13 protein-coding genes are annotated in these 14883 nt (G+C 56.4%); all 13 read right to left on the bottom strand.

The annotated features are described in order from the left end of the window. Positions 1-328 precede the first annotated feature (328 nt). The 13 genes from repA (CWM61_RS24145) to traD all read right to left on the bottom strand — a co-directional run bounded on the left by repA (CWM61_RS24145) (position 329) and on the right by traD (position 14852). Positions 329-1342 carry a plasmid replication initiator RepA gene (repA, locus tag CWM61_RS24145; RefSeq protein WP_025712717.1) on the bottom strand — a complete coding sequence of 338 codons (1014 nt, stop codon included), beginning with the start codon at positions 1340-1342 and terminating at the stop codon, positions 329-331. Beyond that, a complete protein-coding gene (gene repA / locus CWM61_RS24140; RefSeq protein ID WP_100632050.1) occupies positions 1335-1886 on the bottom strand; it encodes a plasmid replication initiator RepA in 552 nt (183 codons plus the stop codon). The genes repA (CWM61_RS24145) and repA (CWM61_RS24140) overlap by 8 nt, the downstream gene beginning before the upstream one ends. Continuing rightward, a complete protein-coding gene (tap, locus tag CWM61_RS24135) occupies positions 1879-1950 on the bottom strand; it encodes a RepA leader peptide Tap (protein ID WP_100632104.1) in 72 nt (23 codons plus the stop codon). The genes repA (CWM61_RS24140) and tap overlap by 8 nt, the downstream gene beginning before the upstream one ends. A 212-nt stretch (positions 1951-2162) precedes the next feature. Then, positions 2163-2432, bottom strand: a complete 270-nt coding sequence (locus tag CWM61_RS24125; RefSeq protein WP_025712715.1) for a replication regulatory protein RepA — start codon at positions 2430-2432, stop codon at positions 2163-2165. Between the two features lie 135 nt (positions 2433-2567). Beyond that, a complete protein-coding gene (locus CWM61_RS24120) occupies positions 2568-3119 on the bottom strand; it encodes a phospholipase D family protein (protein ID WP_100632103.1) in 552 nt (183 codons plus the stop codon). A 105-nt stretch (positions 3120-3224) separates the two neighbouring features. Further along, the gene (locus CWM61_RS24115) at positions 3225-3536 is read right to left on the bottom strand and encodes a hypothetical protein (protein WP_100632049.1); all 312 of its coding nucleotides are present in this window, start codon (positions 3534-3536) and stop codon (positions 3225-3227) included. Further along, positions 3533-4183 (bottom strand): DUF2726 domain-containing protein, encoded by a 651-nt coding sequence (locus CWM61_RS24110; RefSeq protein WP_060598856.1) that lies wholly within the window; start codon positions 4181-4183, stop codon positions 3533-3535. The genes CWM61_RS24115 and CWM61_RS24110 overlap by 4 nt, the downstream gene beginning before the upstream one ends. A 55-nt stretch (positions 4184-4238) precedes the next feature. Further along, positions 4239-4883, bottom strand: a complete 645-nt coding sequence (locus CWM61_RS24105; RefSeq protein ID WP_049246155.1) for a hypothetical protein — start codon at positions 4881-4883, stop codon at positions 4239-4241. 470 nt (positions 4884-5353) lie between these two features. Beyond that, positions 5354-5701 carry a DUF6404 family protein gene (locus tag CWM61_RS24100; RefSeq protein ID WP_015632524.1) on the bottom strand — a complete coding sequence of 116 codons (348 nt, stop codon included), beginning with the start codon at positions 5699-5701 and terminating at the stop codon, positions 5354-5356. A 20-nt stretch (positions 5702-5721) separates the two neighbouring features. Then, positions 5722-6318 carry a fertility inhibition protein FinO gene (locus CWM61_RS24095; RefSeq protein WP_077138885.1) on the bottom strand — a complete coding sequence of 199 codons (597 nt, stop codon included), beginning with the start codon at positions 6316-6318 and terminating at the stop codon, positions 5722-5724. 154 nt (positions 6319-6472) lie between these two features. Beyond that, a complete protein-coding gene (gene traX, locus CWM61_RS24090) occupies positions 6473-7198 on the bottom strand; it encodes a type-F conjugative transfer system pilin acetylase TraX (protein ID WP_100632048.1) in 726 nt (241 codons plus the stop codon). Positions 7199-7287: 89 nt separating this feature from the next. Then, positions 7288-12549: a conjugative transfer relaxase/helicase TraI gene (gene traI, locus CWM61_RS24085; RefSeq protein ID WP_100632047.1), complete on the bottom strand. Its 5262-nt coding sequence runs from the start codon at positions 12547-12549 to the stop codon at positions 7288-7290. Then, a complete protein-coding gene (gene traD, locus CWM61_RS24080; RefSeq protein ID WP_100632046.1) occupies positions 12549-14852 on the bottom strand; it encodes a type IV conjugative transfer system coupling protein TraD in 2304 nt (767 codons plus the stop codon). Before traD ends, traI begins: the two co-directional genes overlap by 1 nt. Positions 14853-14883: the final 31 nt, after the last annotated feature.

The raw sequence follows: 14883 nt of genomic DNA, 5'->3' as shown, positions 1-14883 counted from the left end.
GTAAGCGAAGGCCTCACTGAGTTATTCACAGAGCCGGCAAAGACAAAAGATCTCCCTGCTGCTTGCAATGCAGGGGATTAAAAAAGGGGGGGTAAGACTGTTTTGCAGGTTTGCTGTTTCCCTTTTGCTAAATTCCCTGTTTATTCATTTGCGGTTTTTTGTGGATAAGTGAAAACCTGGTGCGAACGTCACAGGGTATACGTGCTCAAACCAGCGATGGTCCGACGGCCGGAACGTCAGGTGGATAAAAAACAGGCAATTTCATGAATCCGGACAAACGCCAAAAGCCCCGGGCAGGGGCATAGAAAAAATAGCAAAACGATATCCGTCAGGACGGCGGAGCCAGGGCCAGCTCCAGCTGATACAGGTTCTGAATGGCCAGCTGCTGCAGCCGCTCCGTTGTACACCAGTAAGCCTCGTCTGCCGGCATTGTCTTCAGGATATGAAGCGACATTTCGTGGATCTGGCGCTCACGAGAATATCTGGCCAGGCGGTTAGCTCGTTTACGCCCGGCGCCACGCTGCCGACGGAACCTCAGTGCATCGAGAGTTTTTTGACGGTACCAGCGCTCACGTGCTGCACGCGGGGAGATCTCCTCATCTTCACGCAGAATCCCCTCCTCGATAAGACGACGACGCTCTTCGCTTTGCCGGAGCTTTTTTTGTTGTTCCGCATCAAGTTTTTCCAGATCCACTCCCAGCATCTGAAACCCTAACGCGGTGATATAGACGTATTTAGGAAGCCAGGTACGGGATTCCCTGTCCCAGCTATTTTCTTCAGATACAGCCAGGACACCAAAACGAACCTGTTCGTCAATCAACCGGGACAGACGTGAGACTGTTACCTCTGTTTCCGGAATAACTTTTCCATGACTGTCTTTCTGGCTGAGTTCTTTTGCCAGACGAGAAATACACATACCGACCGTCAGCTTGCCAGCATCACAGAAGCTGATCAGCACTGGCCAGATAGCATCCAGCAGACGTTGCTTTTCCGGCCGGAAGCCATACCGGCGGCCAGCCCGACGGCGTTCCCTGACGTACAGCGGATGAAGCGATACGTGCATACGCAGTCGCACCTCACCAGTGGTGCGATCTTTTTGAACAAGACGGTTATAGGCGTGCCCCAGCTGGCCACCCAGTTTTTTGTAATGCTCCGGTCGAAACCAGGTCGGGTTTTCACATTTGGGTTTTGTGGAGTGCTCGCCGCGCCGGCGACGGGTGGATTTCTTCTCCGGGGAAACCAGAAAAGATGCCACATGGCCGTCCTCTACCCCCTGCCAGAAACGGATCTGTTCTTCCGTATCCAGCTGACTCCAGTGTTGCGGATTGTGCGCATTACTCATCTGCACTCTCCCTGCCGCTGTTTTTGGCGGCCAGACACTTCAGTCTGGCTTCGCTCAGAGAGAGTGGAAATACGCCAAGAAATTCGAACAGCTTAGGAGTGAAAAAAACCTCAGCAGTTGAATAGCAATCCGATGAGCAGGCAACAAATTCAAAATCTTTTTCCAGCGATTCCAGTGCCCTGATTGCTCGTGTAATGGACACTTCGCCAGAAAGAGATTTAGTTGCAAGTCCGCACTCCAGGACAATCTCTCTGAGTGAGCGCAAAACTTTATTTGACAGGGGATCGTAATAAAAACACATCGCCATGAGCAACGCATTCATCGCTCTGCGGCGCAAAAATGGGGGTTTACGTTTTCGTATTCCGTCCCTACGCGACATCGCTGATGCGATATCGAAACTGAAACTTTCAGTGAAACCATTGGCTTTTACCATAAGTTTCAGCGAGAAAGGCCAGGGAGTGTAGTCCAGGGGAACCGTGAAAACAGGTTCAGGATTGTTTACCTGAACATACTTGCGTGGGCTTTGTTGGTTATGATCAGTCACCGCTTCCTGCGCTTATGTTGCGCGGAAGGAGTGAGCACAGAAAGTCTTGAACTTTTCTGGGCATAATTCTATACTCCCTGCATAGAGCAACACGTTCTATGCAGTTTATGAAGGCCCCGTTAATCTTCTACTCCGCCAAGAATGGAAAGATTATCGGGGTTTTTGCTTTCTGATTCCGGGGTTATACCTCAGCAGAACCAGTTCCCTGCCACTTTAAGGCGTGGCCAACCAGCAATGTCTAAACGATCAGTAATCTAGCACTCATAGCCAACCGGATCAAGAATGTGACGTCGTTACGTCAATTCCTAGTTTTGCAGATTCCCTTTCTATCAGCCTCTCAATCATTTCTGCCTGAGTAATTCCTTCATTCTCACACATAATTTGAAGCTGGTTTTTAAGCTTGTCCCGCACAAATACTCTCACCTCTTTATGCGTCGCTTTTTTTCGGGCAACAGCTTTCTGCTGACGTTCTGCCGCAGAAACAGGATTGCCCTTTCTATAGGGACGTTTAGATGAGGAAGTAACTCCGTTAACGACCTGTGACATCTCTGCCTCCTCAAGCATATAACTGAATACTTGAACAAAGATACTACACGTCGCTAGATGCAGCGAGAGTTACGTTATTTTTAGTTATATAACCAGCCCTTGTTGGCGCAACGAGCAGGTTATTGAGCTAGGGGATTAATACGAGGAACTCCAGTCTTTTCCCATCTCCCAACGAGTTTGCCAGTGCTGCAGATAGCGTTGAGCTACGACAGGATCATCCCATACGACCAACACGTTCTCTGAATTGACGCGTTCAGCGGCGCGGGTGTAGTTAAAAGACCCGACTTCAATATTGCGGCCATCAGCAATCATGACTTTATCGTGCATGATTTTGTACTGCGACACTGTGCGAACCGGGATGCCGGCATTGACCAGAAGATTCATGGCCGCCAGACTCGCCTGGTTTTGCTTGCCGGTATTGGCTTTCCAGTCCAGAACCACTTTCACATCGACACCACGCCGCTTTGCCCTGACAAGCGCGCTGGCGACTTCAGGTGAGGTAAAGGAATACCCCATCAGCCGGATTTCCTGCTGCGCAGAATCAATAGTCTTCAGGACCAGCTGCAGAGCCGTTCCTTCCGGTGAATATCCCGTCTCGATGCTGGCGGCATACACGGCTGGAACAGGTGCAAACAAAGTCAGACTAATAAGCCCCGACAGACAACATCTGCGGAGTGTACGGTTAATTTTTTTCACAGTATTTCCTTAACGGGTGTTTTAAGAAACGCCGGGAGCGGGGGAAACTGGCTTTTCCCCGTTCCCGGGGTTGGACAACGACGCCATGCGGAGGCGTCAGGATTTTGTGGTATGCCGAAACCAGTAGCAGACGGGTCCGTCGCCGGTATCGTGGACAGAGCCCAGGAGCCAGCCATCATCATCATTCGGCGGTTCCGGTATCCAGCCACGGGCATCCGGGGCTTCATCCGTAAATCCGGCAGCAAAGGCTTCAGGCGCCTCATCGCGCATTGTCATCACAAAGCACTGAAGTTTATGAGTTCTGAGCCAGTAGCTTAATTCTGCGGAAGTTTCACAACCACTGCGTGCCAGCGCTGGATGTGTCCAGTACCCCTGTTCATCACGTTTCACTTCGGCGGCGATAATCATTTTTCTTTCTCCTTGCGTTCAGTATGCTCTGTCGTTGAATTCATACCGGTTATGGATTTTTCGGCAGCATCGGCTCCGCGGTTTTTCAGAAACTCTCCGACCCTTCTTACCAGCCTCTCTGAATCCCGATCGCGTAGTAGTGGAATACCGGCCTGCCTCAGAACCTCTTCCAGCAGAATATCGCGCCGGATACGGTGTTTTTTCAGATGTGAGGCATCATCCAGTTCAACTGCGCCGATGATAGCGAAGGTATGGATGTCAACGATGACCACATCGCAGTGCCACTGTGATGCCATGCGGAAGAGTTGCCACCAGGTCCGGGATCGTGGCCGGATATGGGAAGAGAGTGTGGCAATATCTGCCACCCGGACCTGAGGACACAACAGCCAGCGATTTCGGCTGGTATGCCTCAGTAATGCCCGGAAAAAATGTTGTTCCCGTGGCGTCATCAGTGTGTCATTACCCACCCAGACCTGCTGGCGACACAACCGTTGCTCAGCCTCTGAGGGGCGAATACCCAGGGCTTTGAGTGACATCAGAACCGGGGAAGTCTTCGTTACTGCGCGTCCTTTCAGAAGCAGCACCAGAAACCCCAGCAAACTCAGCACAACAACGGTACTGCCCGCCATCATTAATATCTTTGCCATGTATTTTATTCCCTGATGTTCCTTTCTTTCCCGATGCGTTTTCCTGTCGTCGTCCTCATCTTTCTGTCCCTCTTCTGATAAGGCAGAACTCTGCCGGCAGCCTGTCGAGCAACGCGCGGCGAAATACATTCGGCAATCCTCTCCCGGCTACAACATCAGCGATCAGAACTGATATGACGCTAATCTGCAGGACGAGGCACAGGACAAAACCAATCTGATGCACCAGTTCCGCAGCAGGCATATTACGAAGAGCATTAATCAGCTGGATGGCATCCTGTGGGGAACCCCAGGCGAGAATACCGATACCGACCAGCATCACCGCCGGCGTATACAACAGCCCCCGGCTGATAACCCGTCCGGTCAGGCCTGTAAGCTCCCACCTTTGCTGGCGAAACACCTCATCGTCCCGGAAGATTTCCCATTCCAGCCGGGCCTTTTCATGGCGCGGCACCTCGGCCACCACCTGATTACCGTCGCGAATACTGACCAGCGGTGAGACCTCTGGCTTTCTCATCCGGTCGATGTGACGCGTATATAGGGCAAGGCCTGCCCAGAACAGCGCAACAGACGATAAAAGCAGATAAAACCCACTCCCCCGAAGAACGGAAGGGAACAGGAGCATAAGAACCATCGCTAGCACGATACCGCAGAAATAACAGAACAGCTGCTGCTGTTTGCGCAGAATAAAATATTTAAACATAGTATTATTCCTTTTTATTTGATGATTTACGCACGATATGAAAGCCTGTGCATTTCATATATCGCACGTCGTGATGTAATAAAAATATTGAAATCAGTTAAATACAGACAGTGGATGACTTAAATTGAAAATTGAGCACTTATAAGCGTCACATCGCCCCGGGACGTGGCAGTCCCGAAGAAGCCATTCACGGCACCGAATGGCTTGTCATTCTTCGCGTCTGCCCATACCCGGACAACACACATGCCTCAGCCACAATGCCTTTCGCCATTTACCTCTATTTCGTTTGAATATATTTGTTCTGACTATATACGACAATAAGAAACACAACAGCCCCTTCCGGACAGGAGTAATACCAGAACGGACGTAGTCACGTATAATAACCACACCATACAGGGTAAATGTTTTTAGAAAACGAGGCGTCTGTCAGGCCAGGAATATTCACAACCTGACAGCATATATTTATTTCATTACAGATCTTTCCAGTCAGGTAATTTATTCACCTTTCGCCGCCACAGATGAAAAAGTGCCATCGTCAGGCCAAATAACACGCCCGCGATAAGACTGATTTCGCAGGCGAACAGGAGAGGCATCCCCTGGGCCCGCCACACCGTCCAGTACATCCACAGCCCATATCCAAGGGAGAAATAGCCTGTCATTACGACAAAAACCTGCCAGAACGGAGCAAACGGCAGCGGGGGAATGTTTATCCCCAGCCGCCACAACAGTCGTATCAGAAGCGGTGCATAATTGCTTTTCCACATCTTACGGCTGGCCATGATCGCCAGCGCCTTTTGTTTCCGCGCTTCAAAATCCATTTCCTCTCCCCCGATTGTATTCAGTCAGCTGACTGGCTCCGCATACGCTCAGTTCGCAGGAGTTCTTTCATCATGCGCTCACTGGCGTACTGCGCTTCCTCTGCTGTGACGGTCGCGACGGCATTCCCCTGCAGATCATAGCGGGAGGCCCCCACCTTCATCCGGGACAGATAGCCCGCAGACCGGGTCAGACTCTTCAGGCATTTAATCACCTGTTTATGCGACAGCGGCAGGTCACGGTTCACGATATCCGCAAACAGCTGTTCGCGCATGCCCGTCGCCAGCAGACGTGGCGCGTTTCCGTCGAACAGCTGTGGCCAGAATGCCTTCAGGGTCATGATGGCCTGTTCCGGCGGCAGCAGGCGGAGATAACGCACCGGAGGTGGCGTCTTTACTGCTTTAACCGGCTCCGGCGCCGCGTTACGCGCGGCGGCTTCGGCCGCCTGCTTAACCTTCTCAAGTTTCGCTTTCTTTACCTTCCAGGCCGGCGGGGACGAAACCACCACGACTTTCTTACGGCGCACCACACCAGGAACTGGCGTCGCCTCCGCGGGGGCCGTACTGTCTTCCGCCGGTTTTCGTTTCAGGCTCAGTACAGGGCGTTTTTCTTCACTCATAAGGGGCCATATCAATAAAAGCTACAGGTCTGAGGTATACGATACGCTAACGGTATCATCGTTTCACCTCACAATGCAGTGGACACAACGATGATATCCCCTTGTCACGTTTACGGGCAATGTGCCCTCCCCCGGACCTGTGTCCGGTTTTTTTTTACATCGAGATGACAATACCCAGTACCGCCAGGTGCACTGCATAGAACATCACAAAGAAATGCCGCGGCCAGAAGCGTTTCACACGTTCTCCGGCAGATGAACACACGATCAGCGTCAGCAGCGCAATCGCCAGCCCGGCCGCCGATTCACTCACGTTATGCATATTCATCAGCAACACCATGAGGGCCCACAGCACCCCGTATCCCAGCCGTTCCGGTGCATGCTGTGCGCGGCAAAGCAGCCAGCTGGCGGTGAGCATACCCACTCCGGCCATGCCGTAGCTGCCGGTTGACAGGGGTATCCAGGCGACCAGCAGTCCGACCGCCGGGAGGGTGTAATACCAGGACGGCTGGCTGACCCACCGCAGGACCTGGCCCGTGACGGCAAAGGCAAACAGAATATTCCCGGTATACCACGGGTACCCGATGAGCATAAACGACACCTGGGCAACCAGCGCACAGCCCCACAGGCTGTTCAGCTGCGACTGGCGTATTTCCGCGTGCCGGGCCAGATTCATTCCCCATGCCAGACCAAACAGCGGAAAACAGCCCCGTCCCAGAAGCCGCATTATCTCGTTATTGTGTGCCAGCAGTAACCCGGCATGGTCGGTGACCATCAGGACCAGGGCCACCGTTTTAATCATATCCGTCTGACCCGGTGTCCAGGTCAGTAATGCCTGCAGCCAGCGGTCAGCGGCTCTGAAACCCATTGTGTGTGCTGTCATCTCTGTATCCTTCTCTCTTTTTACCGCGCCCCGGCAGGGGGGCCGGTGTTAACCGGAGGCCCTGCCGGGGCAGACAAGCCGCAGGCGCGTCAGTCGCCCCCGAGGGTTTTCTCGCGGTTCAGGTCACGAACCATGTCCCGCTCCACAGCCTGCAGACGCTCACGCTGCAGACTTTCTGAGGCCACCTGCTGAATCGCCGCCTCCTGGCGCCGGAACTGAGGATCATCCGGTAGCGTCGTTTTCTCCGGGCCCGGCCGGTCACGCTCGAGTCCACGGATGACGTCCCCGATAACCTCTTTCACCCGGTCCACCGGCTCGCCGGCTTTACGCGCCTCCCCGGCCACTTCCCGGGCAGTCTGTTCCGCCTGTTTTTCCATTTCGCGGCGCTGCTGTTCTTCTGCCGCCCGCTGCGCCAGAACCTCTGGCGGGAGGATAATGTCAGCCCCGGCCTGCGGTACCGGAGCCACCGGCGCCGGTTCAGCCCATACCCGCCCGCCGGTCATGGCCCCGGGGTTCCAGGGGCGGTCATCACCGGCCAGCCGCACCACCACCCCGGTATCGGGATTGTCGCGGGCCATTCTGACGCCCTCCCCCATATTCCCGGCCAGCAGGCTTTCACCATTGCGGCTGTTCTGCAGCGCCACGAACCGGGCGTCTTCATTGCCCATAATTCGTCCCTCTCCGCCGATGGCCTCCAGCCGTCCGTCCCGATCGGTCAGCGGGCTGAGCCAGATACCGGCGGCTTTCCCGTTCTTATCGAATGCCGGCAGCGCCACATGCGGCTGAGGGTACTTTTTCCCCGGAGAAATGAATTTTCCCAGTGAATTTCCCTGTGCCAGACCGGACTGCTGCAGGGCTGCCCGGCCAGCGGCGGTTTCATCCAGTGGTCTTGCCCGCCCGAACAGCAGATCGGCGCTTTTCACCGCCCGGTCGTTACGGGGTTCAAGAATATCGTGCGCCGTCGCTTTCTCAGGAGAATGCTTGATGGCCTTTATCCAGCCCTCACGGCTGTCGGTGTAGACCTGAACATGCTGTTTCATGCGGGATAAAGCCACATAGGCAGACTCAAAGCTGGCCATCTGTTCCCGACCACCGGCCACCCCTTCCAGTGCGATGGCATACGGTTCGCTGGCCCCCTGGGCGCCGTGAGCCGTGATGGCGTAGGCGAGGTCGATATGCTGCTGCGCCTGATCCGCCTTCGGGGTCAGCGTGCGGGTGGTTTTGCCATCAGACAGCGTGACACTGTCACCCGAAACAGACTGCACCTCCCAGATGCTGTTGGCTACATAGCCGCGCTCCAGGTCACTTTTGCTGAAGCGCATGCGGTCCCCCTGAGACACGGTGATCTTTTCCTGACGATAGAGCGTGACGCCTTCTGCCGATGCCTCCCGGGGTGAGATATATCGCTCCTTTCCTTCACTGTCTGTCAGGGTGATCAGCTGATTATCCTTATCCACCTTGCTGATACGGTGGTATACGTTATCAACCAGCGCCACCGCCTCCTTGTGAGCCGTCCAGGTCGACAGTTTGCGCAGTTCACCGTCACGGATGTTACTCGTGACCAGCACCGGCAGGGTGATTTCCTCTTTGCCGGTTTCCCCGTTCTCCCGCCGTGCGTCATGGATCAGACTGTTCAGCGCCCGCCTGTCCTTGTTCAGGTGGGTGATCACCAGCGTCTGCGACTGTGCATCCGGGGTCCGTCCGGTATAGTCCTTCACCAGCGCCTCGTAGAGCGTCGCGGGCTGACCTGCCGGCAGGGTTTTCCCCTCGCTCAGCGCCTTTTGTATCGCCTTTTCCTGCGCCGGCGTGAATTCCACCACAGAACTGCCCGGCGCCCAGGCGCCTTCTTTTCTCGGCACCTGCTCCGGCGTGACCTGCTCAATGGTGGTCAGGGCGCGGTGCACATCCCGCTCAATCAGGCTGTAGACCGCCGGTCGCAGCTCAGGCACCTGGCGCACAATCTCTTTCATGATGGCAACGTCGGCGGCGCTGCGCTGCTGCATCAGCCTGAACGGCTGGCCCGGCGCGATGGGCTGCAGCTGGTCGTTATCCCCGCTGGACACCGCCCGTCCACCGCCGGCGACGATGAGCGAGTGGGCTTTTGCCATATCGGCCAGCCCCACCATCGAGCTCTCGTCGAGCAGGAACAGGGTGTTGCTGAAATCGGGTGTCTGGCCATTGCGCTGCAGCAGCTGCGTGTCGTGGAGGAACGACGCCGTCGTGCGCGCATCCACGCCGGCACTCTGCATTTCCCCGACCGCGCGATGCGTCGGCGCCAGACCGATGACGCGCGGACGGGTCTCTTCCGGCAGCAGACTGATGGCACTCATGACTGCCCGGAACTGGGTGGTTTTCCCCACCCCGGCATACCCCTGAACCACCGTGAACCGATCCGTGCTTTCCAGAATCATCCGGGTCGCCGCCCGCTGTCCGGCGGTCAGGTCCGTCATCAGACTGGCCGGCACACGGTCCATCAGGGGGGCCACCGCGTCTTTACCTTCCAGCAAGTGGGTCAGGATGCTTTTTTCTGCGTCCCAGGTCTGACGGGAAATCAGCAGGTCATTGCCGTAGCCGTGCGCCACCGGTACATTCAGCAACTGCCCCGACCTGATTTGTGCCTGAATGGTCGTGTCGATGTCCGCCATAGGAACCTTCCCGCCCCCGGTTTCCAGCGCCGTCGCCAGCAGCTGGGGCCGGGAGAAGGTCAGTTTCTCACTTTCAAGCAGCGGGATGGCCAGGTGAATGGCCTGTTCTGCCGGGGTACGCAGTCCGGCCTTCTGCTGCGCAATGGCCGCATCCAGGTCCGTCTCGCCGGATCGGGTCTTCAGCTGCTCTGAGACCACGCTGAAGGCGGTATGCCGCGACAGCTTCTCCGTCGTGCGAGCCGCATCCTGCGCTGAGTACAGACGGAGATGACTTCCGCTCTGCGCCAGCTGGTTGAGGGTGGCGTTATCCAGCTCACGCTGCGTCACCGACGCAAAGACCGTTGCCGTCTCGCTAACCGACCTGCCGGGACTTTCCACCCAGCCGTGGCCGATTTTAATACCGTCAAACACGCCCGCGCCCACGGCCAGGGTCTGCGTGGTTTTCTGCCCCGGACGCTGTACCGTCAGTTGCCCGTCCTCCACTTTCATCACCGTGATGCTTTCCCCGCCCTTCAGGCGTGTGTCCGGTATCTTCCCGAGCACCGCCAGACGTTCCCCCTCGGCCACCGGCAGTGTATCTGCCCGGAACAGCGTCCACTGGCTGTCGACCGCGGAAACCTTCAGATCCAGACGGCCCCCTTCCCGGTCTTTCAGGGTCAGCATATTGCTGCTCGCGGTCACCCGGTCAATGACAAAGCGATCGTGCGTCCGGGTCTCCGGATCCCAGCGTTCCATCACCATCCCCTCCCGGTAATAATCCCGCACGCCCCGGCTTTTGCTGTCCAGCCATACCGGCGTCAGGGCTGTAATGGTCGTGTCTTTCTCACCCAGCACTCCCTCATTTCTGAGGGAGTCACGGATAAGGCCGTTGAGTACGCTCTGTTCACGCGTCCCGCTGATTTGCGCCACGCTTTCCAGCCCTTCACGCACGCTGACGGCAAACTCCTGTGCCAGCCGGCTGTAGCGTGCGCCTTTATCCGGTTCACTGATGATGTCGGCTGTGGTCTGATGGCCACCCTGCCAGCGATACGTATTCACGCCGCTGTCCTTCAGTACGGTCAGCGCGCTGCCGGTCCCGCTGCGCTTCCCGCTGTCGGAGAGCAGGACCTGCACGTTATGGCGCATCGCGCCATCGAGCAGGGAAATCGTTTCCTTCAGGCTCAGCTTCTCCGCCTGATCCACGATGAGTGTTCCGCCCGGAATAAACGCCGTCCCGTCCTGCAGGGCGGATTTACCGGTCACCGTTTCCCCGGCCAGACGCACATCCCCGGCGAGAAAATCACGTGAGCGGTTATCGGCCGCCAGGATATGGACGTCGCGCCCCTGCTCCCGGGCCATCAGGGTTAACTCGGCCACCCGCTCCCGCTGGCCGGCTGCACCGCCCTGACCGGAAACGATACCCATGACCGGGCGATCCTGCGCCAGCACGCTGACGGCATCGCTGAAAGGGACCTGGCGCACCACAGACGCATCGGGCGTGACGGAGACATGATTCTGGCGCTGCACCTCCTGACTCAGGGCTTTGACGGCGAGTTCATCGAGAACGTGGATGTTTGAGGTGAACAGGCCTTTCTCGCGATCGAGAGGGATCAGCTGCTCCCGTTCAATGGCGGCATCGATGCCCTTTCTCGCCAGCTCAAACACACCGTCCTTCGCCTCCAGCTGGCCGACCGTGCGTGCCAGCAGGTCGGCATACGTGAACTGCACCTTGCGGTCGCTGAGACCGGCAATCGCTTTCGTCACCACATCCGTGATATCCGGACCGTCAGTGTTCACCGGCGCGGCAGGTGCACGGGCCAGCTCTGCGGCTCGCGCATCGGCGGCCTCACGGTACCCCCGGATGTCAAACCCGGTCTCCTTCAGCGTGTTCATCCACTCCACCATCTTCTCTGCCGGATCGATGGCTTCTTTCGACTTGCGGGTATCGAGCGCGGCCACATCCCGGGACTTCAGGGAGGCATCGGGTCCTGCAGCCTCCCGGAGCTCCTGACTGCGCGTGGAAAACGACTCAACCGGCACGCCCTCCATCTCCCACATGCCATTCTTACCCGCATCCACTGTCTTGTAACCCATAGACTCAACATCGGCCCTGAGAGAGTTCTGGTATATCTTTCCCAAAGCGATGCGGTTGGCCAGTATGTTTTCGGAAAACCCGGTTTTACCGACGGTATCGCTGGCCAGCGTCTGCCATTTATCGCCGTTCTGTGTCGCATTGATAACCACGCTGTGCGTGTGTATCTGTGGGTCCTGAGCGCGCGATGTATCGTGGTTAAAGCGGGCAATAATCAGATTCCCGGTCAGGACCGTTTCAGAAACGCCATCTCTCTTTACCCGTGTGGAGGCAAGGGACTCCACCTGGTTAAGAGCTACTGTCACCGCGCGATTATGAGCATCGATAAGACGCTTATCGCCGCCCAGCATAGCCAGCATCGATACACTTTTCGGTGCCGAGAAGGTCAGGTCGTAACCGGGCCGGTGCTTATTCACGCCATCCTGTATCCGGGTCAGGTCGCTGCCATCCGGCAGCTTCCCTTTCAGCAGTTCCGTAAACAGCGCCTTATCCACGGCTTTCCCGTCGATCCCCAGCGCCTCAGCCCCCTTACCCTGCCAGCGTTCGTCCATGCTCCCGATGACGTAGTAATTATCTTTGTTGGTATAGTAATCCGCGGCTTTATCGGCCGATTTAACCTGGCTGAAACTGAGCATCAGATATTCCCTCCAATCTCGACATCATCCTGCTCATCGTGCCGGTGGCTGTGGTTGATATTGACTTCCTCACGCCGCTGCATATCCCGCTGTGTCTGCTCATCTGCCAGCCAGGCGTCATACGCCTGCATGTCCTCAATGACACCGTCCTCGTTCATGCCGGCCGGCAGCATGTCCTGTCCCTGTTCCGCGGACTGCTGCGCCAGTTCCTGTTCTGTCCCGCCTGCAGCAGCTGCAGGGGTACCGGCAGATGATGCTGTTGCGGCAGCAGCGGCTGCTTTTGGGTTGAGCAACGGTTCGGGCGTGACCCGCAGGACGGGAGGCTCCGTTGCTCTGACGGAAGGTTCCGCTGCCGGACTCTTTGTTGTCGGCGGCGCTTTTACCGGTGCCGGAGATACTGTCATGTCTGCTGGCGTAGGCTGACTGATCGGCTCAGGTTGTTCACCGGCGTGACTGTTTGTATCAGCGGGCCCGGATGCCGGCGCATCCGGCGTGAAAAGTGCCCTGGCAAGACTGCCTTCAGCTTCCCGCGCTTCAAGCAACGCACTGAGCCGCGCATCCACCCGCGCATCGAGAGTGCGCGGAATAAATCCTTCGGCAATTTTCGGACGCGGTTTGTATTTGAGGGCCAGCTTCACGGCCGGATACGGCCCGGGCAGCGTGACGTAACAGGACAGGTCCGGCAGCGTCTGTATATCGGAGTAACTGACCAGCGTTTCCCGCTCTTTTTCTTTCCCGGTCGATACCCCATCACGCACCGGGTCAGCACCGTAGGAGTACTGCTCGCTGGCCTTGAGGATTTCCTTCTCGCCAATTTCACCGGCAGCAAACTCCGCAATCTCCTTACTCGGGGAGCGGAAGAAGGCCCGGGTGTTCATTACGTCAAAAAGCGTGGCGGCAGGCTTGACGCCATAGATGTCTTCCAGCTGGGCATAGGACTGAATACCGAACACATAACAACCACCAAATTTACGCGCCTCCGGGAGGATTTCGACCAGGTCCGGCAGCTTGTGCAGCGTGGGAAGTTCGTCAGCGAAGATCCACACACGCCGGTTACGGTTCTCGCCCATCGCCAGGAGGCCGCGGATGGCAATCGACAGCCACATCGAGATAACCGGCTTCAGGGAAGCATGGGTGTCAGCGTTGGAGGAGATAAACAGCCAGCCATTGGGTCGGTCCTCACGGACGCCGCGCATCCAGTCCCGGATAGTGAATGGTTCGCCGTTCTTCTCAATGCCCTGCAGGTAACGAATAGCCTTAACGTAGTTGGTCAGCACAGCTCGAATGGAGATGGCGGTTTTCTCAATTTTCTCTTCAACCAGGTTCGCTGCCGGCGTGTTCTGCAGATAGGCGCGCAGCTTGTCGATCTTAATGGACAGCATGGTATCGACCAGCTTCTCGTAGCTCCGATCGTCGTCTTCGCGCATCAGATACGCGCCTTCGGCAAAGATAGTGCGACCGGAGCCCTGCCAGAACGGATCTTCTTTGGTACCCATCGGGATAAGGGTGTTGGAGATGTTGTCGAAGTCCGGCAGCGTCAGGCACTCTTTCCACAAATCCCAGGCTGCACAGCGCGAGTCCAGCGGGTTGAGGATTTTATCCAGTGACGGGTCGTAATAGCTTTTGACGAACTCACAGGAGCGATCGTAAATGATGGCCATATCGCCCCGGGCACGCACGTAGTTCAGTAGCCGGCGTATAACTTCGGATTTACCGGAACCCACGGTACCGTGGAGGCAGAAGTTCTGAATTTCGGAGTTTTTAAGAATAGGCAGGTCGCCAATTTTAATATCGGAGGCCACTCCATCACGCTTCATCTGGCGGGCCACTTCTTTGGGCTTATCGGAAAGCTGGCGCCCGCCGGTGTTCTCGTCCTCACTCTGCTGTTTCCCCTGGCGGCCCAGCACCCAGCTGGCGATGAAGAACGTCACGATACAGATAACAAGAGAAACCACGGCAGCAAAGGCGAAACCAGTCCACAGCTGCTCTCCGCACCAGACAGTATATTTATCGGCCAGGATTTGTTCTGAGGTATATTCCAGCGACTGGCCGTAATACTGAATGGTGTATACCGGCTGGGAGCGAATAATATCGCGCATCGGACCCAGCGTCGTACACCACCAGTATACGCAGCCGTTCACAAAGGTCTGCCAGCTGAGCCGGTACATCAGCATCAGTCCGCACAGCACCCAGAATAAAATAAACAGCACATAAAAAATAATATTGGCAATCTGACCAAACATGCGAAAGCGCATATTGGCGATCTGACCGCCCTGCGTCATATCTTTGGCATTAAAACTCATGGCACTAATCCGTCAGTAAAATATTAGGGTC

This window comes from Klebsiella sp. K-Nf6 (genome assembly GCF_002806655.1).
In the GTDB taxonomy this organism is placed as follows: domain Bacteria; phylum Pseudomonadota; class Gammaproteobacteria; order Enterobacterales; family Enterobacteriaceae; genus Klebsiella; species Klebsiella variicola.
The sequence above is the reverse complement of the archived record's forward strand: the minus strand, read 5'-3'. Positions and strand labels throughout refer to the sequence as shown.